This window comes from Streptomyces sp. I05A-00742 (assembly GCF_013055795.1).
In the GTDB taxonomy this organism is placed as follows: domain Bacteria; phylum Actinomycetota; class Actinomycetes; order Streptomycetales; family Streptomycetaceae; genus Streptomyces.
Genome location: NZ_JABETO010000002.1, coordinates 222,393 through 246,816, shown reverse-complemented (window position 1 = coordinate 246,816; position 24,424 = coordinate 222,393). Strand labels below are relative to the sequence as shown.

Sequence of the window (24,424 nt, the reverse complement as noted above, 5' to 3'; positions counted from 1 at the left end):
ATACAGATTACGGGTGAACCTGTGTTCGCCGCGCGGTATTTCCCGCCGCCCCGGAACCGCCTCCGGCGCGGCGGGCGGTGCCGGGTGACGCGGCTGTCAGTGGGGGGTGGCAGGATCGTGGTCATGTCGGATCAGCCAGCCCACGCCCCGTACGATGCCCTGCTGTTGCTCTCCTTCGGCGGCCCCGAGGGCCCGGACGACGTCGTCCCGTTCCTGGAGAACGTGACGCGAGGCCGCGGCATCCCCCGGGAGCGGCTCAAGGAGGTCGGGCAGCACTACTTCCTCTTCGGCGGCGTCAGCCCCATCAACGACCAGAACCGCGACCTGCTGCGCGCCCTGCGCGAGGAGTTCGCGGCGAGCGGCGTCGACCTGCCGGTCCACTGGGGCAACCGCAACTGGGCGCCGTATCTGACCGACACCCTGCGCGAGCTGGTCCGCGACGGGCACCGCCGTGTGCTCACCCTGGCCACCAGCGCCTACGCCTCGTACTCCGGCTGCCGCCAGTACCGGGAGAACCTGGCCGACGCGCTGGCCGCCCTGGAGGCCGAGGGGCTGCCCGTCCCGCGCGTCGACAAGCTGCGGCACTACTTCAACCACCCCGGCTTCGTCCGCCCCATGATCGACGCCACCCTGGCGGCCCTCGCCGAACTGCCCGAGGAGACCAGGGCCGGGGCGCACCTGGCCTTCACCACCCACTCCATCCCCACGGCCGCCGCCGACACCTCGGGCCGCGCCGAGGACCACGGCGACGGCGGCGCGTACGTCGCCCAGCACCTCGACGTGGCCCGCACCATCGCCGACGCCGTGCGCGCGGAGACCGGGGCCGACCGCCCCTGGCGCCTCGTCTACCAGTCCCGCAGCGGTGCCCCGCACATCCCGTGGCTCGAACCGGACATCTGTGACCACCTGGAGGCGGCGCACGGCGAGGGCGCCCCCGCGGTGGTGATGATCCCCATCGGCTTCGTCTCCGACCACATGGAGGTCAAGTACGACCTCGACACGGAGGCCAAAGCCAAGGCCGTCGAGCTGGGCCTGCCCGTCGCCCGCGCGGCGACGGTGGGCGCCGACCCGCGCTTCGCAGCCGCCGTCCGCGAGCTGGTGCTGGAACGGGCCGCCACCGAGCGGGGCGAGCGGCCCGAGCGGTGCGCGCTGGGCGCCCTCGGGCCCTCCCACGACCTCTGCCCCGTCGGCTGCTGCCCGGCCAGGGCGCCGCGTCCGGCCGCCGCGGGCGCGGACAGCCCCTACCGGTGAGCCGGCCGCACCCACCACCCGCCACCAGGCAAGGAGCACACCCGTGAACGCCCTCACCGACGCCCTCAAGGCCGAACTGCTGTCCGTCGCCCTGGAGGCCGCCGAGCGGGCCGGCGCGCTGCTGAGGGACGGCCGCCCGGCCGACCTCGGGGTGGCGGCCACCAAGACCAGCCCCATCGACGTCGTCACCGAGATGGACATCGCCTCCGAGAAGCTGATCACCGGCTTCCTCGCCGAGCGCCGCCCGGACGACGGGGTGCTGGGCGAGGAGGGCGCCAGCGCGCCGGGCACCAGCGGCGTGCGCTGGGTGATCGACCCCCTCGACGGCACGGTCAACTACCTCTACGGGCTGCCGTCCTGGTCCGTCTCCATCGCGGCCGAGCACGCAGGAGAGACCGTCGTCGGTGTCGTGGCGGCCCCCCTGCGCGGGGAGACCTACCGCGCGGTCCTCGGCCAGGGCGCCTGGGCCGGCGACCGGCGGCTGCGCGTCCGCCCCGCGCCGGACTTCCCCCAGGCCCTCCTCGGCACCGGCTTCGGCTACCTCGCCGCCCGCCGCACCGCCCAGGCCGAGGTGGTGCGCCGGCTGCTGCCCGAGGTCCGCGACATCCGGCGCGGCGGCTCCGCCGCCATCGACCTGTGCGACGTCGCCTGCGGACGGCTGGACGGCTACTACGAGCGCGGGCTGAACCCCTGGGACCTCGCGGCAGGTGACCTGATCGCCCGCGAGGCGGGGGCGCTCACCGGCGGCCGCCCCGGCGCCCCGGCCTCCGGCGAGCTGGTGGTCGCCGCCCCGCCCGGCTTCTTCGAGCCGCTCCAGGGCCGTCTGGAGGAGCTGGGCGCCTGGCACGACTGAGCCCGCCGCGGCACAGCGGAACGCCCCGGCGCACATCGCACCGGGGCGCTCCGCCCGCCCGCGGACGGATCAGGGGTCAGGCGGCGCTGACCTCGACACCGTGCTCCGCCGCGAGGCGGTGCAGGTCTTCCAGCTCCGCCTGTTCCATGTCGGCGAGAAAGTCGTCGCCGCTGCGGCGGGCCTGGTCGAGATCACTCCGAGTGCTCTCTATGCGCTGCAGAATGCCAGCGGTGAACGCGTCCATGCTGCGCCCCCTCCTGGGTCGGCTCGGTGGCACGGGGGTGTGCCGGGGGGTGTCCCCGACCGGGAGCCGGGGAGGACGATCACGTGCGTGGTGGTAACCCTGCGGTACGGCCTGGTCATGGCGTACCGCGGCACAGGGTCGTGATCGCGGGTGTGCAGACGTCTTCCCCACGGCCGTCGACGCGGAAACCTGCCGTCCGGAAACGGACGGGAACCCGCCTCCCCGGGCAGCCCGGAACCCCTTACCGCCGGTTTATCGGTGTTCGGGGCAGGATGGAGGGACCACCGGCGGTCGTCCGGCCTGCCTGCCGGGCCGCCGGAACCACCCCCGTACCCCCAGGCCCGTCGGGCCCCTGAGGAAGGAAGAGCCCGTGCGCGTACTCGTCGTCGAGGACGAGCAGCTGCTCGCCGATGCCGTCGCCACCGGACTGCGCCGGGAGGCCATGGCCGTCGACGTCGTGTACGACGGGGCCGCCGCCCTGGAGCGCATCGCCGTCAACGACTACGACGTGGTCGTCCTCGACCGTGACCTGCCACTCGTCCACGGCGACGACGTCTGCCGCAAGGTCGTGGAGCTCCAGCTGGCCACCCGCATCCTGATGCTGACCGCCTCCGGCGACGTCAGCGACCGCGTCGAGGGCCTGGAGATCGGCGCCGACGACTACCTCCCCAAGCCCTTCGCCTTCACCGAGCTGATCGCCCGCGTCCGGGCCCTGGGCCGGCGCACCACGGTCGCCCTGCCGCCGGTCCTGGAGCGGGCCGGCATCCGGCTCGACCCCAACCGCCGCGAGGTGTTCCGCGACGGACGCGAGGTGCAGCTGGCGCCGAAGGAGTTCGCGGTGCTGGAGGTGCTGATGCGCAGCGAGGGAGCCGTGGTCTCCGCCGAGCAGCTCCTGGAGAAGGCCTGGGACGAGAACACCGACCCGTTCACCAACGTCGTGCGCGTCACCGTCATGACGCTGCGCCGCAAGCTCGGCGAACCGGCCGTGATCGTCACGGTGCCCGGCTCCGGATACCGGATCTGATCCGATGCCTCCCGCGTCCCCCTCCTCCCCGCACCCGCCGGCGGCGGCGCCCCAGGCCCCGCCGCCCCCGCCGTCCGGCCCGCCGCGCCCCGCCTGGGACCCCCGCCAGCCGGTCGTGCGGCCGTTCCCGTGGCTGCGGCCCACCATCCGCATACGGCTCACCCTGCTGTACGGCGGGATGTTCCTGATGGCGGGCGTCCTGCTGCTCACGATCATCTACCTGCTGGCGGCGGACGCCATGCGGGAGGGCAGCTACCTGCCGTTCCGCTTCATCCAGGGCAACCTGGAGAGCACCGGCAGCGCCTGTCCCTCCCTCCGCCCCGGCACCCTCAACTCCGACGAGTTCAGCAACACCGTCCAGGCGTGCATGAACCACCAGCGCGCCATCGCCCTGGACGGCCTGCTGCGCCGCTCCCTGCTGGCCCTGCTCGGCCTCGCGGTGATCGCCTTCGCCTTCGGCTACGCCATGGCCGGACGGGTCCTCTCGCCGCTCGGCAAGATCACCCGCACCGCCCGCCGGGTCGCCGCCACGGACCTGACCCGGCGCATCGAGCTGGGCGGTCCGGACGACGAGCTGAAGGAGCTCTCGGACACCTTCGACGAGATGCTGGACCGGCTCGAACGGGCGTTCACGGCGCAGCAGCGCTTCGTGGCCAACGCCTCGCACGAGCTGCGCACGCCCCTGGCGATCAACCGCACCCTGCTGGAGGTCCATCTCTCCGATCCCGGGGCGCCCCCCGAGCTCCAGCAGCTCGGCAAGACCCTGCTCGCGACCAACGAGCGCAGCGAACAGCTCGTGGAGGGCCTGCTGCTGCTCGCGCGCAGCGACAACGAGATCGTGGACCGCAAGCCCGTGGACCTGGCGGAGGTCGCCTCCCAGGCGCTCGACCAGGCCCGCGGGGAGGCCCAGGCCAAGGGGGTGGAGCTGCGGGGCACCCGGCAGCCCGCCGTGGTCCAGGGCAACGGCGTCCTGCTGGAGCGCATCGCGCTGAACCTGGTGCAGAACGCCGTCCGGTACAACGTGCCGGAGGACGGCTGGGTCGAGGTCACCACCGAGTCCCGGCCGGGACAGGCGGTGCTGGTGGTGGAGAACACCGGTCCGGTGGTGCCCGCGTACGAGCTGGACAACATCTTCGAGCCGTTCCGCCGGCTGCGCACCGAGCGCACCGGCAGCGACAAGGGCGTGGGCCTCGGCCTGTCCATCGTCCGCTCGGTGGCCAGGGCGCACGGCGGGCGCATCACCGCGACGCCCCGGGAGGGCGGCGGGCTGGTCATGAGGGTGGTGCTGCCGACCTGACAGACTCCACGAGGCCGGGAATTCTGAGACAATGGCGCGGACACTGGTTCGCTTTGGGCGGAATTTTCCCGGTCTGATGGACGCTGTCGATGTGTGTGATCGATCACACGCAGAGACTTCCGGCCATCTACTCTCCGTGATCGGGTGCCCGACGGGAACGCCTGGAAAATGGGGGTTTCCGGGGGTCTTGATCACGGGAAGTACAGGAGATGGCGCTGCCACGAGCGGCCTGCGGACCGTGTACGGTCCCGTTCGCCACCCGATCCGATCACCTCTTCAGGTGTGCGGTTGGGTGTCGATTGAGTAACAGACCTTGATGTGAGGCAAAATCTCCGCCTCGGGTCGGGCACAAGTCCGGCCTCTCACGCGTTACGTGCGCTGGAGACACCGCAGACACCCAGAGGGGGAGAGCGACATGGCAACGGACTACGACACCCCACGCAAGACCGACGATGACGTCAACGAGGACAGCATCGAGGAACTGAAGTCCCGGCGGAACGACAAGTCGGCCTCGGCCGTCGACGTCGACGAGTTCGAGGCCGTAGAGGGCCTGGAGCTGCCGGGCGCGGACCTTTCCAACGAGGAACTGTCCGTGCGCGTCCTGCCCCGGCAGGCCGACGAGTTCACCTGCATGAGCTGCTTCCTCGTGCACCACCGCAGCCAGCTGGCCGGTGAGAAGAACGGCCAGCCGATCTGCCGCGACTGCGAGTAGGCAAGGGTCTGCGATGGCAGGCTCGGAACCGTTCCGGAAGCGGCTCTCGCGGCGGTCCGGGGCCCTTGGGCGTACGGGGGACGCCGCGAGGCCCGACGAGGCCGTGGAGCGCGATGCGGCCGACACGAACGCCGAGCGGGGCCCCCTGGCCTCGCTCGCCGCCGCGGTCGGCCGCGGCGGCAAGGTCGTGAAGGGCACGGACTCCCTTCCCGACGGCCGGTCCGCGGTGACCGGGAAGGCCAGGCGATGGAGCCGGGGCGCACGGGCGGGGCTGACCGCCGTCGCCGACCGGATCATCGCCAACGCCCCCCGGATCCCCGTACGGGACCTGGCGACCCTGCGCGGTCAGTTCCCGGGCCTCGGCCCGGAGGAGATCGCCGACAAACTGGTGGCCGGCGCCGCCTACGGCACGTCCACCGTGGGGGCCGGCATCGGGGCCGCGGCCATGCTGCCCGTCCCGCCGGCCATGCCGGCCGAGCTCGCCGCCGAGATCGTCGGCGTCGCGGCCCTGGAATTCAAACTCATCGCCGAGCTGCACGAGGTCTACGGCCTCCGGGCGCCCGGCACCACCCGCCAGCGCGCGGTCGCCTACCTCGCGGCGTGGGCCGACGAGCGCGGCGTGGACGTCACCAAGCCCACCAGCGTCAACGCGGCGCTCGGCGTCCAGCTCCGGCGCGAACTGCGGCAGCGGGTCCTCAAGCGCACCTTCCGCAACCTCCCCAACCTCGCGCCCTTCATGATCGGCGCGACCGTCGGGGCGGTCATGAACCGTCGCGACACCCGCAGGCTCGCCGACAAGGTCCGTACCGACCTGCGCCGGAGCCAGGTGCCCTGGGACGCGCTGCCGGCCCCGGAAGGGCCCTGAGCCGCCTCCTCCGGCCCCCGCGGCCCGCTCAGCCGCGTCCGGCCGCCACGGCGGCGGCCAGCCGCTCGGGGGAGCGGGTGGAGAGGTAGAGGTAGGGCGTCGGATCGGCCGGGTCCGTGACCTCGATCCGCAGGGCGGTGGGCACATACCCGCGCAGCAGCATGAACGCCCGGCTGTCGGCCTTGTGGGTGCGCCAGGCACGGGCCTCCTCCGGGTCCAGCACCCGGGCCTCGCCCAGCGCCTCGCACGGGATCCGCGCGTCCCCCGCCAGCAGGGTGTCCCCCACCACCCGGATCCGCACCGAGCCGTAGGCGCTGACCCCGATCGTCGCCAGCGCCACGCCTCCGACGAGACCGACGAGCATCGGAATGGTGCCGAGCGGCAGCGTGATCAGGGCCATGGCCACCCCGACGAGAACCGCGACGGTCCACCAGGAACGGGGCGCGGTCAGGCGTTCTTCGTAATGCTGCATGGGCCCAAGCTTGGCACGGGCGGGACCGGGCACCTCTCGCGCGGGTAAGGTCAGCCCCTGTGAGTGGAAGAACGACAGCGCTGACACCGCCGGCCGACGCCGGGCCGCCGGTGCGGCACCCCGAGGCCCCCGCGCCGGGTGAGGTCATCGGGGCGCACTACGAGAACTGCTTCGGCTGCGGTGGTGGCGTACCGCACGGCCTGCACCTGGAGGTACGGGCCCGCGAGGGCGTGGCCGTGACGGCCGAGTTCCGGGTCAAGGAGGCCCACCAGGGAGCCCCCGGCCTGGCACACGGCGGTGTGCTGGCCACGGCGCTGGACGAGACGCTGGGATCGCTGAACTGGCTCACCCGGGTCATCGCGGTCACCGGCCGGCTGGAGACGGACTTCCTGCGGCCCGTTCCCGTGGACAGCGTGCTGTACCTGGAGGCCGAGGCCGTCGCCGTCCACCACCGCAAGATCTACTGCACGGCCACCGGACGGCTCGGCGGTCCCGACGGGCCCGTCGCGGTCCGCGCGGACGCGGTCTTCATCGAGGTCGAGGTCGAGCACTTCATCAACAACGGCCGCCCCGCCGACATCAAGGCGGCGCTCGCCGACCCCGATCAGGTCAAGGTCGTCCGAGCCTTCGAGGTGAACCCGTGAGCCGTGAGCCCGTCGACGTCCTGATCCGCCGCGTCGACCCCGAGGTGCCGATCCCCTCCTACGGTCACCCGGGCGACGCCGGATGCGATCTGGTGACCACCGAGGCCGCCGTGCTCGCCCCGGGGGAGCGGATGGTGCTGCCCACGGGGGTGTCGATCGCGCTGCCCGACGGGTATGCGGCCTTCGTGCATCCGCGCTCGGGCCTGGCCGCCCGGTGCGGGGTCTCCATGGTGAACGCCCCGGGGACCATCGATGCCGGGTACCGTGGAGAGATCAAGGTGATTGTGGTCAATCTGGACCCGCGCGAGAGCGTGCGGTTCGAGAGGTTCGACCGCGTTGCCCAGTTGGTTGTCCAGCAGGTCGAGAAGGTCCGCTTCCACGAGGTGGCGGAGCTTCCCGGCTCGGCGCGGGGCGAAGGGGGCTTCGGGTCCACCGGGGGCCACGCAGCCGTGGGGCATGGATTCGCTTCGGTCGCCTCTGACCGGGAAGGACAGTGACGTGTTCGGTCGTCGCCGCAAGCGCAGCGAGGACGCCGTCGACCAGTTCGACGACGTGACCTCCGAGGAGTCCGCAGAGGACGCGGAGTCCGCACAGGACGCCGCGGCCGAGAGCCGGGTCCGGCTGGAGCCGGAACCGCGCCCGGACGGGCCGTGGGACGTCTCCGAGGTCCACGCACCCGCCGAGGACCGGGTCGACCTGGGCGGGATGTTCGTGCCGGGGGTCGAGGGAATGGAGCTGCGGGTCGAGGTCGCCGGGGACGCGATCGTCGCCGCGACCGTCGTGCTGCGCGACAGCGCGGTGCAGCTCCAGGCGTTCGCCGCCCCCAAGCGCGAGGGCATCTGGCACGAGGTGCGGGACGAGATCGCCGGCGGCATCACCCAGCAGGGCGGTGTCGTGGACGAGGTGCAGGGCCCGCTGGGCTGGGAGCTGCGGGCACAGGTGCCCGTCACCCTCCCGGACGGGACGAACGGGGTGCAGCTGGTGCGCTTCGTGGGCTGTGACGGACCGCGCTGGTTCCTGCGCGGTGTGATCTCGGGCCAGGGCGCGGTGCAGCCGCAGACCGCCGGAATGCTGGAGCAGATCTTCCGTGACACCGTCGTGGTGCGTGGTGAGTCGCCGATGGCGCCCCGCGACCCGATCGTCCTGAAGCTGCCCGACGACGCCCAGATGGTCGCCGAGGGCATGCAGGACGAGCAGCAGGGCTCGCGCTTCGCCGGAGGCGTGGAGCGCCTCCAGCGCGGACCGGAGATCTCCGAGATCCGCTGACCCAGACCGCCAACGGCCGCTCCGAGCGGCCGGATTGTGCCCTTCCGCCGGGCCGGAACCCCTTCCCAGGGGTTCCGGCCCGGCGGCGTTTTCGCAGGTCCACGGCGTCTCCGTATGAAACTCGTCAAGGGGGCGCTAATGGCCGTAAGAGAGGCGTCAACGCCTGCCGTACACCTCGGTAACAGAGGTTTCCTCTAGAGGTCCGTTCATATCCGAACTCTCTAGGAGCACACGATGGCCGACGTGGCCTTCGTCGCCACCGCAATCGCGGTCTTCGCGCTGGTGGCTCTCGTCGCCAAGGGGGTGACGAAGCTGTGAGCACCGAGAACATCGTCGGCCTGGTCGTGGCCGTCGCCCTGCTGGGCTACCTGATCCTCGCCCTCGTCTTCCCGGAGAGGTTCTGAGCACAGATATGAGCCCCGTCCTCTCCGGAGTCCTCCAGCTCACCGCGCTCGTCGCGGCGCTGGCGTTGGTCTACCGCCCGCTCGGCGACTACATGGCCCACGTGTACAGCTCCGAGAAGCACCTGCGCGCCGAGCGGTGGATCTACCGCCTCGTCGGCGCCAACCCCCGCGCCGAGATGCGCTGGCCCGCGTACCTGCGCGGCGTCCTCGCCTTCTCGCTCGCGAGCATCCTGTTCCTCTACCTGCTCCAGCGGGCCCAGGGCGTCCTGCCGAAGTCGCTGTCGCTCGGCTTCACCGCGATCAGCCCGGACCAGGCGTTCAACACCGCCGCGTCGTTCGTCGCCAACACCAACTGGCAGTCGTACTCCGGCGAGCAGGCCATGGGCCACGCCGTGCAGACGCTCGGTCTCGCGGTGCAGAACTTCGTCTCCGCCGCCGTCGGCATGGCCGTCGCCATCGCGCTGGTCCGGGGCTTCGCCCGGTCCCGGACCGGTGAACTCGGCAACTTCTGGGCCGACCTGGTGCGCGGCACGGTCCGCATCCTCATCCCGATCTCGGTGATCGGCGCGCTGGTCCTGGTCGCCTGCGGCGCCATCCAGAACTTCGCGGGCATCCACGAGATCGGTCAGCTCACGGGTGGCACGCAGCAGGTCAACGGCGGTGCCGTGGCCTCGCAGGAAGTCATCAAGGAGCTGGGCACCAACGGCGGCGGCTACTTCAACGCCAACTCGGCCCACCCGTTCGAGAACCCCAACGCGTTCTCCAACCTCTTCGAGATCTTCCTGATCCTCGTCATCCCGTTCGCGCTCACCCGCACGTTCGGCAAGCTGGTCGGCAACGTCAAGCAGGGCTACGCGATCCTGGCCACCATGGGCCTGATCTGGCTCGGCTTCACCGCGCTGATGATGTGGACCGAGTACGCCCACCACGGTGCCGCGCTCCAGGCGGCCGGCGGGGCGATGGAGGGCAAGGAACAGCGGTTCGGCGTCGGCGCCTCGGCGATCTTCGCGACCACCACGACCCTCACCTCGACCGGCGCGGTGGACTCGTTCCACTCCTCGTTCACCGGCCTCGGCGGCGGGATCACGCTGCTGGGCATGATGCTCGGCGAGATCGCGCCCGGCGGTGTCGGTTCCGGCCTCTACGGCATGCTCGTCATGGCGATCATCGCCGTGTTCATCGCGGGCCTGATGGTCGGCCGTACGCCCGAGTACCTCGGCAAGAAGATCGGCACCCGCGAGATCAAGCTCGCCGCGTGCTACATCCTCATCACCCCGACGCTGGTGCTGGGCTTCACCGCCCTGTCCATGGCGCTGAACGGCCCGCCGGAGTCGATCCTCAACACGGCGGGGAACTCCGTGAACGGCAGCGGCGCGCACGGCTTCTCCGAAGTCCTGTACGCGTTCACGTCCGGTGCCAACAACAACGGCTCGGCGATGGCCGGCCTGAACGCCAACACCCCCTGGTACAACACCACGATCGGCCTCGCCGTGCTGCTCGGCCGCTTCCTCCCGATGGTCTTCGTCCTGGCGCTGGCCGGCTCGCTCGCCGAGCAGAAGCCCGTGCCCGAGACGGCGGGCACGCTGCGCACCGAGAAGCCGCTCTTCGCCGGTCTGCTCGTGGGCGCGATCATCGTCATCACCGGACTGACCTACTTCCCGGCCCTGGCCCTTGGCCCGATGGCGGAGGGACTCTCATGAGCACGACCACCCCTGTCCGTACCGCTCCCGAGGACCCGAAGGACGAGCGGCCGCACGGCTCCGAGGAGCAGGGCCGGGTCTCCGGCGGTCTCTTCGACCCGGCGCAGCTGGTGCGGTCGCTGCCCGACGCCTTCCGCAAGCTTGACCCCCGGGTGATGGTCAAGTCCCCGGTGATGTTCGTGGTGGAGATCGGCTCGCTGGTCACCACCGTGCTGGCCCTGAAGGACCCGGGCGACTGGTTCGGCTGGACGATCACCGTCTGGCTCTGGCTGACCGTGCTCTTCGCCAACCTCGCGGAGGCCGTCGCCGAGGGCCGGGGCAAGGCCCAGGCCGACACCCTGCGCAAGGCCAAGACCGACACGGTGGCCCGCCGGCTGTCCGGGGGCACCGAGGAGTCGGTGCCGGGCACCGAGCTGCGGGTGGGCGACCTCGTCGTCTGCGAGGCGGGGGACATCATCCCGGGCGACGGCGACGTCGTCGAGGGCGTGGCCTCCGTCGACGAGTCGGCGATCACCGGCGAGTCGGCCCCGGTCATCCGCGAGTCCGGTGGCGACCGTTCGGCCGTCACCGGTGGCACCAAGGTGCTCTCCGACCGCATCGTCATCAAGATCACGACCAAGCCGGGCGAGACCTTCATCGACCGGATGATCAATCTGGTCGAGGGCGCGGCACGGCAGAAGACGCCGAACGAGATCGCGCTCAACATCCTGCTGGCGTCGCTGACCATCGTCTTCCTGCTGGCGGTCATCACCCTCCAGCCGTTCGCGATCTACGCGGGCGCCGAGCAGACGATGATCGTCCTGGCGGCCCTGCTGGTCTGCCTCATCCCGACCACCATCGGAGCGCTGCTGTCGGCGATCGGCATCGCGGGCATGGACCGGCTCGTCCAGCGCAACGTCCTGGCGATGTCCGGGCGCGCGGTGGAGGCCGCGGGCGACGTCTCGACGCTGCTGCTCGACAAGACCGGCACCATCACCTACGGCAACCGGCAGGCCGCCGAGTTCGTCCCGGTGAAGGGCACGATGGCCGCCGAGGTGGCGGACGCCGCACAGCTCTCGTCGCTCGCGGACGAGACGCCCGAGGGCCGCTCGATCGTCGTCCTCGCCAAGGAGAAGTACGGGCTGCGGGAGCGGCACGAGGGCGAGCTCGTCGGCGCCGAGTGGATCCCGTTCACCGCGCAGACCCGGATGTCCGGCGTGGACGTCGACGGCCGCAAGGTCCGCAAGGGCGCGACCGGTTCGGTCCTCGCCTGGGTCGAGGAGCGGGGCGGCACCGTCGCCGAGGACGCCCGCAAGCTCACCGACGAGATCTCGCAGGCGGGCGGCACCCCGCTGCTCGTCGCGCTGGAGGACGACAGGGGGGCGCGCGTCCTCGGCGTCATCCACCTCAAGGACGTCGTCAAGGACGGTATGCGCGAGCGGTTCGAGGAACTGCGCCGCATGGGCATCAAGACCGTCATGATCACGGGTGACAACCCGCTGACGGCCAAGGCGATCGCGGAGGAGGCCGGCGTCGACGACTTCCTCGCCGAGGCCACCCCCGAGGACAAGATGGCCCTCATCAAGCGCGAGCAGGCCGGCGGCAAGCTCGTCGCGATGACCGGCGACGGGACGAACGACGCACCCGCGCTGGCCCAGGCGGACGTCGGTGTCGCGATGAACACCGGCACCTCGGCCGCCAAGGAGGCCGGGAACATGGTGGACCTGGACTCCAACCCCACCAAGCTCATCGAGATCGTCGAGATCGGCAAGCAGCTGCTCATCACGCGCGGCGCGCTCACCACCTTCTCGATCGCCAACGACGTCGCGAAGTACTTCGCGATCATCCCGGCGATGTTCGCGGTGGCCTACCCGGGCCTGGACAAGCTCAACATCATGAGCCTGCACTCGCCCGAGTCCGCGATCCTGTCGGCGGTGATCTTCAACGCGCTGATCATCGTGGCGCTGGTCCCCCTCGCCCTCAAGGGCGTGCGCTACCGGCCCATGAGCGCGGACAGCATGCTCCGGCGCAACCTCGGGATCTACGGACTGGGCGGGCTGATCGCCCCGTTCATCGGCATCAAGATCATCGACCTGCTCATCTCCCTCATCCCTGGCATCGGGTGACGACACCATGAACTACTCCGTACGCAGCGCAGCCCGGCTGATGGGGGCGGGGCTCCGCGCCCTGCTCGTCCTCACCGTGGTCTGCGGGGTGATCTACCCGCTGGTCGTCACGGGCCTGGCCCAACTCGCCTTCCATGACAAGGCCAGCGGCTCCGAGGTGAAGGTGGACGGCAAGTCCGTCGGCTCGGCGCTCCTCGGCCAGAGCTACACGCTGGACAAGAAGGACAAGGACGGCAACCCGCTGCCGGACCCGAAGTTCTTCCAGCCGCGCCCCTCGGCGGCCGGGCCCAACGCCGAGAACACCCGCTACAGCCTGACCGTCTCGGGCGCGTCCAACCTGGCCGCCGACAGCAAGGTCCTGCGTGACGCCGTCGAACAGCGCCGTACGGACGTCGCCGCCTTCAACGGGGTCTCCCCGTCGTCGGTCCCGGTGGACGCCCTCACCGCCTCGGCCTCCGGCCTTGACCCGCACATCTCCCCGGCGTACGCGCGCCTCCAGGCGGCCCGGGTCGCCAAGGCCAACGGGCTGCCGGCCGACGAGGTCGAGCGGCTGGTGAAGGACCACACGGACGGGCGGCAGCTGGGCTTCATGGGCGAGGAGCACGTCAACGTCCTGAAGCTGAACGTGGCGTTGAAGAAGCTGGCCGCGTCCCGGTAGGGAGGCGGTGCTTCGAGGGGCCGTGCCGGATCCGTCCGGCGCGGCCCCTCCGCGCGTCCGTCAGCGGGTGGTGTAGCCGCCGTTGACGAACAGCGTCTGCCCGTTGAGCCACCAGCCGTCGGTGAGCAGGAACCTCACATACGGCACGATGTCCTCGATCTTGGTCAGATCGCCGTTCATGGCGGACGACTTGTGGTAAGCGATGGAGTCGTCCGACTCCGCCGGGTAGAAGAACCCGGTGTCCATCGGCCCCGGTGCGATGTTGTTGACCGAGATGTTCCGGCCGAACAGCTCCTTGGACAGGGCGCGGGTGAAGTGTTCGACGGGCGCCTTGCTGCCGGCGTAGACGGAGTACAAACCGGTGTAGGCGGCCAGCAGCGAGGTGACGATGGTGATGATCTTCCCGCCGTCCTCGACGCGCTTGGCGGCCTCGCGCATCATGAAGTACGCCGCCTTGGTGTTGACGGCGAACATCCTGTCGAACTCCTCCTCGGTGGTCTCGGTCATCGGCTTCTTGATGACCATGCCCGCGGTGTTGACCACGCAGTCCACCTTGCCGAACGCCTGTACCGCCGCGTCGAAGAGCCGCTCGACCTCGGCGACCCGGGTGAGGTCCCCCTGGTGCGTGACGGCCTCCCCGCCGGCCGCCCTGACGTCGGCCGCGGTCTGTTCCGCCTTGTCCCGCGAGGAATCGCTGTTGTAGTGGACGACCACCTTGGCCCCGTCGGGAGCGATCTCCCTGGCGATGAGGCTGCCGAGGTTTCTCGACGCGCCACCGATGACGACGACCTTGTCCTGGAGCGTGCGCGTGGGCATGGTCCCTCCTCGTCGAGGGGTGTCGGGACGGTTCGCGGCGGGAGCGGGCGCTCCTGGACGGCCGTGTGGCCGTCGTGGCCCGCTGCGGATGCCGCTTATGCCACGCTATTCCGGATCGTCCCGCTTCGCCTGCCGGGACCCCGAGGGCCCGGGTTCCTGCGGCGGCGCAGGCGTCCGCGCTGGTCACGGGGGAGCGGCAGGCGTCAGAGCTGCGTCAATACCTGACGTACGCTCCCCTCCGGACCGATATGTCCGGACCGTCCGCCGTAAGCTTCGACTGCGGCAGTGCAGCACTCAGGACGGAGAACCGGCCCGGTCACCGTCGCGAACGCCTGAAAGACAATGGGGCCATGGGACGCGGCAATCTCCGGATCTACCTCGGTGCGGCACCGGGCGTCGGCAAGACCTACGCCATGCTCTCCGAGGCCCACCGCCGCGTGGAGCGCGGCACCGACGTCGTCGTGGGGTTCGTGGAGCACCACGGGCGCCCACGCACCGAGGTCATGCTGCACGGCCTGGAGGAGGTGCCCCGCCATGAGATCACCTACCGTGACAGCACGTTCACCGAGATGGACGTGGACGCGGTCCTGGCCCGCCGCCCGGCCGTCGCCCTCGTGGACGAGCTCGCCCACACCAACGTCCCCGGCTCGCGCAACACCAAGCGCTGGCAGGACGTCGAGGAACTGCTCCAGGCCGGCATCGACGTCGTCTCGACCCTCAACATCCAGCACCTCGAATCGCTGGGCGACGTGGTCGAGTCGATAACGGGCGTACGGCAGCAGGAGACCGTCCCCGACGAGGTCGTCCGCCGGGCCGGCCAGATCGAGCTGGTCGACATGTCGCCACAGGCCCTGCGCCGGCGCATGGCGCACGGCAACATCTACAAGCCCGACAAGGTCGACGCGGCGCTCTCCAACTACTTCCGCCCCGGCAACCTGACCGCCCTGCGCGAGCTGGCGCTGCTGTGGACCGCCGACCGGGTCGACGAGTACCTGCGGCAGTACCGCACCGACCACGACGTCTCGACGATATGGCAGGCACGCGAGCGCATCGTCGTGGGCCTCACCGGCGGACCCGAGGGCCGCACCCTCATCCGGCGCGCCGCCCGGATGGCCGCCAAGGGCTCCGGCAGCGAGATCCTCGCCGTCTACATCGCCCGCAGCGACGGGCTGACCTCCGCCTCCCCCAAGGAGCTGGCGGTCCAGCGCACCCTCGTGGAGGACCTGGGCGGCACGTTCCACCACGTCATAGGCGACGACGTGCCCGCCTCGCTGCTGGAGTTCGCGCGCGGGGTCAACGCCACCCAGATCGTCCTCGGCTCCAGCCGCCGCAAGACCTGGCAGTACATCTTCGGGCCCGGCGTCGGACAGACCGTCGCCCGGGACTCGGGCCCCGACCTCGACGTCCACATCGTCACCCACGAGGAGGCCGCCAAGGGGCGGGGACTGCCCGTCGCCCGCGGCGCCCGGCTCGGCAGGGGCCGCATCGTGGCCGGCTGGATCGTCGGCGTGCTCGGCCCCGCCCTGCTCAGCCTGCTGCTCACGCACGTCGTCCCGGACCTGGGGCTGGCCAACGACATGCTGCTGTTCCTGTGCGCGACGGTGGCCGCCGCCCTGCTCGGCGGCCTGCTGCCGGCGCTGGCCTCGGCGGCCTTCGGCTCGCTGCTGCTGAACTACTACTTCGTCGAGCCGGTGCACCGGCTGACCATCACCAACCCGAAGAACATCGTCGCCATGGCGATCTTCGTCTTCGTCGCGGTCTCCGTCGCGTCCGTGGTCGACGTGGCCGCCCGCCGCACGCACCAGGCGGCCCGGCTGCGGGCCGAGTCGGAGATCCTCTCCTTCCTCGCCGGCAGCGTGCTGCGCGGCGACAACAGCCTGGAGGCGCTGCTGGAGCGGCTGCGGGAGACCTTCGCCATGGACTCCGTCGCCCTCCTGGAGCGCGCCAGCGACGTCGACCCCTGGACCTGCGCCGCGAGCGTCGTCACCCACACCGGCAAGCCGCTGCTGCGCCCCGAGGACGGCGACGTGGACATGCCGGTCGGCGACACCATGGCGCTGGTCCTCGCCGGCCGCGTCCTGCCCGCCGAGGACCGCCGGGTGCTCGCCGCCTTCGCGGCCCAGGCGGCGCTCGTCCTGGACCGCCAGCGGCTGGTCGGCGAGGCCGAACGGGCCCGCAGGCTGGACGAGGGCAACCGCATCCGGACCGCCCTGCTGGCCGCCGTCAGCCACGACCTGCGCACCCCGCTGGCCGCCATCAAGGCCGCCGTGACCTCGCTGCGCTCGGACGACGTCGCCTGGTCCGAGGAGGACGAGGCCGAGCTGCTGGCCGGCATCGAGGACGGCGCCGACCGGCTCGACCACCTCGTCGGCAACCTCCTCGACATGTCGCGGCTCCAGACCGGCACCGTCACCCCGCTCATCCGCGAGATCGACCTCGACGAGGTGGTCCCGATGGCGCTCGGCGGCGTCCCGGAGGGCAGTGTCACCCTCGACATCCCCGAGACCCTGCCGATCGTCGCCGTCGACCCGGGCCTGCTGGAACGCAGCGTCGCCAACATCGTCGAGAACGCCGTCAAGTACAGCCCGGCCGGCACGCCCGTGCACGTCGCGGCCAGCGCCCTGGGCGACCGGGTCGAGGTCCGGGTGGCCGACCGCGGGCCCGGCGTCCCCGACAGCGCCAAGGACCGGATCTTCGAGCCCTTCCAGCGCTACGGCGACGCCCCGCGCGGTGCCGGCGTCGGCCTCGGCCTCGCGGTGGCCCGCGGCTTCGCCGAGGCCATGGGCGGCACGCTCGCGGCCGAGGACACCCCCGGCGGTGGTATGACCATGGTGCTCACCCTGCGGATGGCGGCGGGACGCCCGCCCGTGCGCCCCGACCTCCCGGCACAGGCCACCACATGAACCGTCCGGCCGCTCCCCGTCGATTTCCCGGGCCCCAGGACGGGGCCCGCATGAACAGCAGAGGTGGTTCCGCATGAACCGGGTGCTCGTGGTGGATGACGAGCCGCAGATCGTCCGCGCTCTTGTGATCAACCTCAAGGCCCGCAAGTACGAGGTCGACGCCGCCCCCGACGGCGCCACCGCGCTCCAGCTCGCCGCCGCCCGCCACCCCGACGTGGTCATCCTCGACCTGGGCCTGCCCGATATGGACGGCGTCGAGGTGATCAAGGGGCTGCGCGGCTGGACCCGGGTGCCGATCCTGGTGCTCTCGGCCCGCCAGACCTCCGACGAGAAGGTCGAGGCGCTGGACGCGGGGGCCGACGACTACGTCACCAAGCCGTTCGGCATGGACGAGCTGCTGGCCCGGCTGCGCGCCGCGGTCCGCCGCGCCGAGCCCACGGGGGCCGCGGCGGCGGGCGACGACGCGATCGTCGAGACGGCGGCCTTCACCGTCGACCTGGCGGCGAAGAAGGTCAACCGCGGGGGCCGGGACGTGCGGCTCACGCCGACCGAGTGGCATCTGCTGGAGGTGCTGGTCCGCAATACGGGCCGTCTCGTCAGCCAGAAGCAGCTCCTCCAGGAGGTCTGGGGCCCGTCGTACGGCACCGAGACCAACTACCTGCGCGTCTACATGGCACAGCTGCGGCGCAAGCTGGAGCAGGATCCGTCGCATCCGAAGCACTTCATCACGGAGCCGGGGATGGGGTATCGGTTCGAGACGTGAGGCGGCGGGGGCGGACAGGAATGCTCCCGGAGGCGCCCGGGGCACCCGCTGCGCCCGGGGCGTCCGGCCAGGTGCGGAGAAGCTGTCGTCACAGGGCTGCAAGGGGTCTGCCCGACCCCGGTACGCTGGGTTCATGAGTGCCGTACCCCGTTCCGAGAAGCCGACCGGCCGTTTCCGCCGGATGCTCGACCGGCTTTCCACCTCGCAGGAGGAGCTGCACGACGCCGAGCTGCAGCAGGACGCGGAAGCGGTGGGCTGCACGAAGATAGGCGACTGCGGCGACCGGCAGATAGTCAAGGTCACCGGTACGCTGCGGACCGTCACCCTGCGTCCGCGCGCCGGGGTGCCCGCCCTGGAGGCCGAGCTGTTCGACGGGTCGGCCGCCCTGGACGTCGTGTGGCTGGGGCGCCGTTCCATCGCCGGGATAGAACCGGGCCGTAAGCTGATCGCCTCCGGCCGGATATCCATGAGCCGTGGCCGGAGAGTGCTGTTCAACCCCCGATACGAACTCCGACCGCTCGGACAGGAGTAGCCCTTGTCGTCTCTCGACGAGCCGATGGACCGGCCGACCGGAAAGCACCGGGACGACGGGTCCCGCTCGGCCACCGAAGCCGCGCTGTTCGAGGCGTTCGGCGGTGTCCGGGGCATGGTGGAGACCACCGTGCCCGGCCTGGTGTTCGTCGCGGTGTTCACGGTCAACCGGAACATCCACACGGCGGCCATCGCCGCCCTGGCCCTGTCCCTCGTGCTCGGGGCGGCCCGGCTGCTGCGCAAGGACACGCTCAAGCACGCCTTCGGCGGTGTCTTCGGGGTGGCCTTCGGCGCCGTCTTCGCGATGATGTCCGGCGACGCCAAGAACTTCTATCTGCCGGGCATGCTCTACTCCCTGGGCCTGGCGGTCGCCTACATCGTCACGGCGATGCTCGGCGTCCCGCTGCTCGGCCTGATCCTCGGCCCGGTGTTCAAGGAGAACCTCTCCTGGCGCACCCGTAACCCGGGCCGCAAGAAGGCGTACACGAAGGCCAGTTGGGCCTGGGGGCTGATCCTGCTCGCCAAGTCGGCGGTGCTCTTCCCACTCTACTGGTGGGGCGACGCCACCCAGCTCGGCTGGGTCAAGGTGGCCCTCGGCATCCCGCCGATGCTGCTGTCCGTCTATCTGACCTGGATCTTCCTGGCCAAGGCGCCGCCGCCGATCGACGTCTTCGCGGAGCAGGAGGCCGCGGAGGCGGCCGAGCGCGAGGCGAAGGCCGCGGCGGACAAGGTGACCCCGTAACGCCGCGTACGGAACGCCGAGGGCCCCCGGGACACGTCCCGGGGGCCCTCCGCCGTCCTCGCGCCGGTCAGCCGGCGTTCTCCTCGGGGCTCTCCTCGCGGCGGACCGACAGCAGGTCCTCCAGCTGCTCCTCGCGCGCGGGCGCCGCGACGAACAGCAGCTCGTCGCCGGCCTCCAGCGCGTCCTCCTTGTTGGGGGTGAGGACGCGGTTGCCGCGGATGATGGTGACCAGCGAGGTGTCCTCGGGCCAGTCCACGTCGCCGACACGGGTGCCGGCCAGCGCCGCCTCCGGGGGCAGCGTCAGCTCGACCAGGTTGGCGTCGCCCTGGCTGAAGCGCAGCAGCCGGACCAGGTCGCCGACGCTCACGGCCTCCTCGACCAGCGCCGACATCAGGCGCGGCGTCGAGACGGCCACGTCCACGCCCCACGACTCGTTGAACAGCCACTCGTTCTTGGGGTTGTTCACCCGGGCCACGACGCGCGGCACGCCGTACTCCGTCTTGGCCAGCAGCGAGACCACCAGATTGACCTTGTCGTCACCGGTCGCGGCGATCACCACGTTGCAGCGCTGGAGCGCGGCCTCGTCGAGGGAGGTGATCTCGCAGGCGTCGGCCAGCAGCCATTCGGCCAGCGGCACCCGCTCCACCGAGATGGCGGACGGCGCCTTGTCGATCAGCAGGACCTCGTGCCCGTTCTCCAGCAGCTCGCCGGCGATCGAGCGGCCGACGGCGCCGGCGCCCGCAATGGCAACTCGCATCAGTGCCCACCTTCCTCGGGGCCCTGCGCGAACGCGGCCTCCACCTTCTCGACCTCGTCGGTGCGCATCACCACATGCACCAGGTCACCTTCCTGCAGCACCGTCGAGGACGACGGGAGCATCGCCTCGCCCAGCCGGGTGAGGAAGGCCACCCGTACGCCGGTCTCCTCCTGGAGCCTGCTGATCCGGTGCCCGACCCAGGCCTCGGCGGCCGGGACCTCGGCGAGCTGGACGCCCCCGGTGGGGTCGCGCCACAGGGGCTCCGCGCCGGACGGCAGCAGCCGCCGCAGCATCTGGTCGGCGGTCCACCGGACGGTGGCCACCGTGGGGATGCCGAGCCGCTGGTAGACCTCGGCGCGGCGCGGGTCGTAGATGCGGGCCGCCACGTTCTCGACGCCGAACATCTCGCGCGCCACCCGGGCGGCGATGATGTTGGAGTTGTCGCCGCTGCTCACCGCGGCGAAGGCACCCGCCTCCTCGATGCCCGCCTCGCGCAGGGTGTCCTGGTCGAAGCCGACACCGGTCACCCGTCGTCCGCCGAAGCCGGAGCCGAGGCGCCGGAAGGCGGTCGGGTCCTGGTCGACGACCGCGACCGTGTGGCCTCGCTGCTCCAGGGTCTGGGCCAGGGCCGAGCCGACCCGCCCGCACCCCATGATCACAATGTGCACGACGCCTGCCCCGTACTCCGGAATTCCGCGTTGACCTGCACCAACACCCTGCTCACTTCTTCCTGCTCATCCGAGCCCATCCGGCACCGGCCGGCCCTCGCTCCCTGTTGCGACGGCCGACGTCACCGCTTCGACCGCGCCCACGGGTGTCTCGTTCCGTCGGCGCACGGCACCACGGTAGCCGCAACGCCCCGTGGGCCGACCCCCCGGACCCGCCGTCCGGCCGCACCACCGCCGGCCGCCGGTGCGCGGAGGGCGCCCGGAGGGGCGCGCGGTGGCCCCGGCACACCCGTGTACACGGCGCACGGCCGTCGGCGGGGGCGCGTTCCGGCTCCCCGGCGGCTCCCCGGCGGCCCCTGGTGGCCGCACCACCCCCGGACAGGTCAGCCGGGTGCCCAGCGCACCTGTGCCCGGTGAGGGCCCCGCGGCGAGGCTGGTGTCAAGCCCAGCCAGTGCGTGACAACGAAGTGGGGACAGGGATGAGTGGGACGGCTGTGCACATGCCGAGGTCCGGACGTCTGCCGCTGCCGGCCGGGTCCGAAGCGCGCGACCCGGTGTTCACCGACCTCTGCGCGCCCCTCTTCGCCTCTCTGCCCCGCAACGACCAGCGCCGCCGGGGCGAGGCGTACCTGCGCGGACTGCTGGGGGTGAGGGGGCGCAAGTCCATCCGCAACATCGCGGCGCTGACCGAGGGCCCCGCCGCCGAGCAGAGCCTGCACCACTTCATCTCCAGCTCCACCTGGGACTGGGCGCCGGTGCGCCGGGCCCTGGCGGACTACGTGGTGCGGGCCGCGCCCCCGCAGGCGTGGGTGGTGCGCCCCATGACGATCCCCAAGGCGGGCGACAACTCCGTCGGCGTGGAGCGCCGCTTCAGCGCGGTCGCCGGCCAGGTGCTCAACTCCCAGCAGGCCGTGGGGGTGTGGGCGGCCTCGCCCGAGCTCAGCGTCCCGGTGAGCTGGCGGCTCCATCTGTCCGGCACCTGGCTGGACGACCCGGTGCGCAGGCGCCAGGCGGCGATACCGGACTCGGTGACCGAGGAGACCCTGGGGGAGTGCGCGGTCGAGGCGTACACCGGCATGACGAAGGGCTGGGGCCTGCCGGTGCGGCCGGTGGTGCTGGACGCCCGGGAGGCGGACACCCTGGCGGCGCTTCCCCGGCTGCGGGCGGCCGGCGTCCCCGTGCTCGCCCGGGTCGGCTGCAGCCTGCGGCTGACGCTGTCCGAGCCCACCCTGCCGGGGCGCGGCGGCACCCTGTCCGCCCAGCACATCATGGGCGCCGCCCGGGACCTCCGGCGTCCCGTTCTCCGGCGTGACCACGGGGCCCACGGAGGGGTGCGCACCACCCTCACCGCGGCCGTGCGGGTCGGCCTGCCGGCGCGGCGGCAGGCGGTCGGCGGGCCCGTCCGCCGCCGGGAGATGCTGCTGCTCGGGCTGGGCGACAGGGCCGGGCGGTGGCCCGAGGAACTCTGGCTCACCGACCTGCTGAACGTGCCGCCGGCCGTGCTGGTGCGGCTGACCCGGCTGCTGGAGCGGGTGGACCGGGACTTCCACGACATCTCCGACGAGGTGGGCGTCCGGGACTTCGCCGGGCGCGCCTTCGACGGCTGGCACCGGCACGTCACCCTCGCCTCGGCCGCGCACGCGGTCGCCGCGCTGCGGCGCCGGGACGCGGCGGGCGCCGCGGAGGCCGACGAGGCGGGCGGCGCGTGCCTGGGTCAGGTGTCCTGAGGCCCGTCCGGGGCGGCGTCCGGCGCCGGGGGCGCCGCCGGGCGGCCCAGGGTGTCCCGGACGCGGAAGACGCGCAGCGCAAGCTGCACCTCCAGGGCCCGCGCGGGCTCCTGCCACCCCGGGCCCAGCAGCTCGCCGATGCGTTCGAGCCGGCGGGCGACGGTGTTGGGGTGGACGTGGAGCTTCTTGGCCGCGTTGGTCGGGCTGCCGCCCGCCTCGAAGTACGTCTCCAGGGTGCGGGTGAGGTCCGTGAACCGCTGCTCGTCGTAGTCGAGCACGGGGCCGAGGGCCGAGTGGACGAACCCCTCGACGTCGTGGTGGTCCGACAGCAGCACCCCGAGGAAGCCCAGGTCGCGCAGGGAGCCGGCGCGTCCGGTGGCGCCCAGCGAGGTCATCGCCTCCAGACAGCGCAGCGCCTCCTGGAAGGCGCGCGGGACCGACGCCGGGTCGGCGACCGGCCCCGCCGCCCCCACCGTCACCGGGTGCTCCAGCAGCGGGGCCAGCTCGGCGGAGACCGCGCGCGCCGCGGCCCCCGGGTCCGTGCCCGGCAGCAGCAGCACGGCGCAGCCGTGGTGCATGGCCTTGAGCCCCTTCTGCCGGTAGGCGTACGACGACGCCCAGACGGCGGGTCTGCCGCGCACCTCGCCCTCGGGCCGGGCGACGACGACCACATGGTCCTTCGCGAGGTCGATCCCCAGCCGGCGGGCGCTCAGCTCCAGCTGCCGCGGCGGGCGCTGCGGGCCGAGCAGCAGATGGCCGAGAAAGTCCTCGCGGACCTGGCCCTCGGTGATGGCGGTCCGGCTGCTCTCCACGAGCAGCTGGACGGACACGGCCTGGGCGACCAGCCGGATCAGCCGTTCCTCCGCCGCCGTCCACCGGCGTTCGCGGCGCAGCATGAGCATGCCCAGATGGCCGGTGCCCGCGGCGATCGGCACGGCCCAGAACCCGCGGGCCACCTCGACGGGCTCGCGGGCGGCGTGCGTCCTCAGACCGGAGATCAGCACCTGGTCCGCCCCGCACTCGGGCGGGTCGCCGGCCGTCGTCAGCAGGGTGCCGTCGGCCGCGAAGATCCGGACGTCGGCGTCCAGTTCGCGGCGGACCTCCGCGGCGAGGGCGGACAGGTCGCCGTCGTCCAGGACCAGTTCGATCAGCCGGTGGTGTGTGTCGCTGAGCCCCCGGGCGCCCCGCAGTCCCGCCTCGACGGTGGTGGTGCGGTGTTCGAGTTCGGCGATGAGGGAGGCGTTCCGCTCCGTCAGCCGGACCTGCTCGATGGCGACGGTGGCCAGGCTCGCGAGCGAGCCGAACAGTGTGACCTCGGCGGGCGTGTAGTGCCGCACCTGGCGGTCCCCGATGTACAGGGCGCCCACCGGGCGGGTGCCGTGCACCATCGGCACGGCGAGGATGGCGCGCAGCCGCTCGACCCGCACCACGTCGTCGATCGCGGGGCTGTGGTCGATGCGCTCGTCCGCGAGGTAGTCGGGGGTCCAGAAGGGCGACGGGTTGTCCTGCCGGATGGTGGCGGAGCCGAGGCCGGTGCCGGGGGCGACGCGCAGGCCCATGTTCCGGTCGGTGATGTGGCCCTCGGAGGCGCGGACGACAGGGCCGTCCTGGCTCTCGTCGTGGAGGGCCATCCAGGCCATGTCCGCCGACAGCAGCAGGCGTGCCCGCCGGACGACGGCCTTCATCAGGGTGCCCAGGTTCCGGTGGGCCGCCATGTCGAACGAGGTGTCGAGAAGGGCGGTGAGGTCCGCGGCCTGCTGCTGCTCGGCCTCGATCCGGGACCGGACGGACAGGCCCAGGCGGACGGCCCGTTCCAGCGCGGCCAGCCGCCCGGCGTCGGCGCCCGCCCGTCGCGCGTCCGCCAGGAGCGCCTCGTACCGGTCCGGCGGCGCGCCGCCGTCCAGTAGTTCCAGTACGGCGAACATCGCGTCGCCCGCTGTGTCTCGCGACACGTGCCCCTCCCTGGTACTGACCGCGCTCGTACGGCACGGCACGCTCGGCCGCAGGTGGACCGGTAAGCCC

At 72.0% G+C, this 24,424-nt stretch carries 24 protein-coding genes; 18 read left to right on the top strand and 6 right to left on the bottom strand.

What is annotated here, in order from left to right:
* The first annotated feature begins 123 nt into the window (after positions 1-123).
* Positions 124-1,251 carry a ferrochelatase gene (locus tag HN013_RS03005; RefSeq protein WP_171162613.1) on the top strand — a complete coding sequence of 376 codons (1,128 nt, stop codon included), beginning with the start codon at positions 124-126 and terminating at the stop codon, positions 1,249-1,251.
* A 43-nt stretch (positions 1,252-1,294) separates the two neighbouring features.
* Positions 1,295-2,104, top strand: coding sequence for an inositol monophosphatase family protein (locus HN013_RS03000; RefSeq protein ID WP_171162611.1), 810 nt, complete (start codon positions 1,295-1,297; stop codon positions 2,102-2,104).
* 76 nt (positions 2,105-2,180) lie between these two features.
* Here the strand turns inward: HN013_RS03000 and HN013_RS02995 are convergent, their stop codons facing one another.
* A complete protein-coding gene (locus tag HN013_RS02995; protein ID WP_171162609.1) occupies positions 2,181-2,348 on the bottom strand; it encodes a hypothetical protein in 168 nt (55 codons plus the stop codon).
* 370 nt (positions 2,349-2,718) lie between these two features.
* On the opposite strand from HN013_RS02995, the gene HN013_RS02990 reads away from it, so the two are divergent.
* The 4 genes from HN013_RS02990 to HN013_RS02975 all read left to right on the top strand — a co-directional run bounded on the left by HN013_RS02990 (position 2,719) and on the right by HN013_RS02975 (position 6,246).
* On the top strand, positions 2,719-3,372 hold the full coding sequence (locus HN013_RS02990; RefSeq protein ID WP_171162607.1) for a response regulator transcription factor: 654 nt from the start codon (positions 2,719-2,721) through the stop codon (positions 3,370-3,372).
* Positions 3,373-3,376: 4 nt separating this feature from the next.
* On the top strand, positions 3,377-4,669 hold the full coding sequence (locus HN013_RS02985; RefSeq protein WP_171162605.1) for a cell wall metabolism sensor histidine kinase WalK: 1,293 nt from the start codon (positions 3,377-3,379) through the stop codon (positions 4,667-4,669).
* Between the two features lie 415 nt (positions 4,670-5,084).
* On the top strand, positions 5,085-5,381 hold the full coding sequence (locus HN013_RS02980) for a DUF4193 domain-containing protein (RefSeq protein WP_004949312.1): 297 nt from the start codon (positions 5,085-5,087) through the stop codon (positions 5,379-5,381).
* Positions 5,382-5,394: 13 nt separating this feature from the next.
* The gene (locus HN013_RS02975) at positions 5,395-6,246 is read left to right on the top strand and encodes a hypothetical protein (RefSeq protein ID WP_249374678.1); all 852 of its coding nucleotides are present in this window, start codon (positions 5,395-5,397) and stop codon (positions 6,244-6,246) included.
* A 28-nt stretch (positions 6,247-6,274) separates the two neighbouring features.
* Here the strand turns inward: HN013_RS02975 and HN013_RS02970 are convergent, their stop codons facing one another.
* The gene (locus HN013_RS02970) at positions 6,275-6,718 is read right to left on the bottom strand and encodes a DUF3093 domain-containing protein (RefSeq protein WP_171162603.1); all 444 of its coding nucleotides are present in this window, start codon (positions 6,716-6,718) and stop codon (positions 6,275-6,277) included.
* A gap of 59 nt (positions 6,719-6,777) precedes the next feature.
* Between HN013_RS02970 and HN013_RS02965 the strand changes: the two genes are divergently transcribed.
* The 7 genes from HN013_RS02965 (at position 6,778) to kdpC (ending at position 13,495) form a co-directional block, all read left to right on the top strand.
* Positions 6,778-7,362 (top strand): PaaI family thioesterase, encoded by a 585-nt coding sequence (locus tag HN013_RS02965; protein WP_171162601.1) that lies wholly within the window; start codon positions 6,778-6,780, stop codon positions 7,360-7,362.
* Entirely contained in the window at positions 7,359-7,859 is a 501-nt protein-coding gene (dut, locus tag HN013_RS02960; protein WP_171162599.1) for a dUTP diphosphatase, read from the top strand. Before HN013_RS02965 ends, dut begins: the two co-directional genes overlap by 4 nt.
* 1 nt (position 7,860) lies before the next feature.
* The gene (locus HN013_RS02955; protein WP_171162598.1) at positions 7,861-8,628 is read left to right on the top strand and encodes a DUF3710 domain-containing protein; all 768 of its coding nucleotides are present in this window, start codon (positions 7,861-7,863) and stop codon (positions 8,626-8,628) included.
* Between the two features lie 314 nt (positions 8,629-8,942).
* A complete protein-coding gene (kdpF, locus tag HN013_RS02950) occupies positions 8,943-9,032 on the top strand; it encodes a K(+)-transporting ATPase subunit F (protein WP_171162596.1) in 90 nt (29 codons plus the stop codon).
* 8 nt (positions 9,033-9,040) lie between these two features.
* Positions 9,041-10,732, top strand: a complete 1,692-nt coding sequence (kdpA, locus tag HN013_RS02945) for a potassium-transporting ATPase subunit KdpA (RefSeq protein ID WP_171162594.1) — start codon at positions 9,041-9,043, stop codon at positions 10,730-10,732.
* Entirely contained in the window at positions 10,729-12,837 is a 2,109-nt protein-coding gene (gene kdpB / locus HN013_RS02940; RefSeq protein ID WP_171162592.1) for a potassium-transporting ATPase subunit KdpB, read from the top strand. Before kdpA ends, kdpB begins: the two co-directional genes overlap by 4 nt.
* Positions 12,838-12,844: 7 nt before the next feature.
* Entirely contained in the window at positions 12,845-13,495 is a 651-nt protein-coding gene (gene kdpC, locus HN013_RS02935) for a potassium-transporting ATPase subunit KdpC (protein WP_171162589.1), read from the top strand.
* Between the two features lie 60 nt (positions 13,496-13,555).
* Here kdpC and HN013_RS02930 read toward each other — a convergent pair whose 3' ends face one another.
* Positions 13,556-14,311, bottom strand: a complete 756-nt coding sequence (locus HN013_RS02930) for an SDR family oxidoreductase (protein WP_171162587.1) — start codon at positions 14,309-14,311, stop codon at positions 13,556-13,558.
* A 350-nt stretch (positions 14,312-14,661) separates the two neighbouring features.
* Between HN013_RS02930 and HN013_RS02925 the strand changes: the two genes are divergently transcribed.
* The 4 genes from HN013_RS02925 (at position 14,662) to HN013_RS02910 (ending at position 19,250) form a co-directional block, all read left to right on the top strand.
* Entirely contained in the window at positions 14,662-17,214 is a 2,553-nt protein-coding gene (locus tag HN013_RS02925; RefSeq protein WP_171162585.1) for a sensor histidine kinase KdpD, read from the top strand.
* A gap of 73 nt (positions 17,215-17,287) precedes the next feature.
* Complete coding sequence (locus HN013_RS02920; protein ID WP_171162584.1) at positions 17,288-17,977, top strand: response regulator; 690 nt, start codon at positions 17,288-17,290, stop codon at positions 17,975-17,977.
* A gap of 133 nt (positions 17,978-18,110) precedes the next feature.
* A complete protein-coding gene (locus tag HN013_RS02915; RefSeq protein WP_171162582.1) occupies positions 18,111-18,509 on the top strand; it encodes an OB-fold nucleic acid binding domain-containing protein in 399 nt (132 codons plus the stop codon).
* 3 nt (positions 18,510-18,512) lie between these two features.
* Positions 18,513-19,250, top strand: coding sequence for a DUF3159 domain-containing protein (locus HN013_RS02910; protein WP_398978133.1), 738 nt, complete (start codon positions 18,513-18,515; stop codon positions 19,248-19,250).
* 67 nt (positions 19,251-19,317) lie between these two features.
* Here HN013_RS02910 and HN013_RS02905 read toward each other — a convergent pair whose 3' ends face one another.
* The gene (locus tag HN013_RS02905; protein ID WP_171162580.1) at positions 19,318-20,007 is read right to left on the bottom strand and encodes a TrkA family potassium uptake protein; all 690 of its coding nucleotides are present in this window, start codon (positions 20,005-20,007) and stop codon (positions 19,318-19,320) included.
* Positions 20,007-20,675 (bottom strand): TrkA family potassium uptake protein, encoded by a 669-nt coding sequence (locus HN013_RS02900; protein ID WP_171162579.1) that lies wholly within the window; start codon positions 20,673-20,675, stop codon positions 20,007-20,009. Before HN013_RS02900 ends, HN013_RS02905 begins: the two co-directional genes overlap by 1 nt.
* A 500-nt stretch (positions 20,676-21,175) precedes the next feature.
* On the opposite strand from HN013_RS02900, the gene HN013_RS02895 reads away from it, so the two are divergent.
* Positions 21,176-22,402, top strand: a complete 1,227-nt coding sequence (locus tag HN013_RS02895) for a transposase (RefSeq protein ID WP_249374677.1) — start codon at positions 21,176-21,178, stop codon at positions 22,400-22,402.
* On the opposite strand, the gene HN013_RS33560 is transcribed toward HN013_RS02895, so the two are convergent.
* A complete protein-coding gene (locus tag HN013_RS33560; RefSeq protein WP_312018479.1) occupies positions 22,390-24,354 on the bottom strand; it encodes a helix-turn-helix domain-containing protein in 1,965 nt (654 codons plus the stop codon). The genes HN013_RS02895 and HN013_RS33560 overlap by 13 nt on opposite strands.
* Between the last annotated feature and the right edge of the window lie 70 nt (positions 24,355-24,424).

Coding starts and splice junctions, on each gene's coding strand:
- HN013_RS02930 (WP_171162587.1), bottom strand. CDS start 14,311: ATGCCCACGCGCACGCTCCAGGACAAGGTCGTCGTCATCGGTGGCGCG.
- HN013_RS02995 (WP_171162609.1), bottom strand. CDS start 2,348: ATGGACGCGTTCACCGCTGGCATTCTGCAGCGCATAGAGAGCACTCGG.
- HN013_RS02920 (WP_171162584.1), top strand. CDS start 17,288: ATGAACCGGGTGCTCGTGGTGGATGACGAGCCGCAGATCGTCCGCGCT.
- HN013_RS02985 (WP_171162605.1), top strand. CDS start 3,377: ATGCCTCCCGCGTCCCCCTCCTCCCCGCACCCGCCGGCGGCGGCGCCC.
- HN013_RS02975 (WP_249374678.1), top strand. CDS start 5,395: ATGGCAGGCTCGGAACCGTTCCGGAAGCGGCTCTCGCGGCGGTCCGGG.
- HN013_RS02980 (WP_004949312.1), top strand. CDS start 5,085: ATGGCAACGGACTACGACACCCCACGCAAGACCGACGATGACGTCAAC.
- kdpB (WP_171162592.1), top strand. CDS start 10,729: ATGAGCACGACCACCCCTGTCCGTACCGCTCCCGAGGACCCGAAGGAC.
- HN013_RS02905 (WP_171162580.1), bottom strand. CDS start 20,007: ATGCGAGTTGCCATTGCGGGCGCCGGCGCCGTCGGCCGCTCGATCGCC.
- kdpA (WP_171162594.1), top strand. CDS start 9,041: ATGAGCCCCGTCCTCTCCGGAGTCCTCCAGCTCACCGCGCTCGTCGCG.
- HN013_RS02915 (WP_171162582.1), top strand. CDS start 18,111: ATGAGTGCCGTACCCCGTTCCGAGAAGCCGACCGGCCGTTTCCGCCGG.
- HN013_RS02895 (WP_249374677.1), top strand. CDS start 21,176: ATGCCGAGGTCCGGACGTCTGCCGCTGCCGGCCGGGTCCGAAGCGCGC.
- HN013_RS02925 (WP_171162585.1), top strand. CDS start 14,662: ATGGGACGCGGCAATCTCCGGATCTACCTCGGTGCGGCACCGGGCGTC.
- HN013_RS03005 (WP_171162613.1), top strand. CDS start 124: ATGTCGGATCAGCCAGCCCACGCCCCGTACGATGCCCTGCTGTTGCTC.
- HN013_RS02970 (WP_171162603.1), bottom strand. CDS start 6,718: ATGCAGCATTACGAAGAACGCCTGACCGCGCCCCGTTCCTGGTGGACC.
- kdpC (WP_171162589.1), top strand. CDS start 12,845: ATGAACTACTCCGTACGCAGCGCAGCCCGGCTGATGGGGGCGGGGCTC.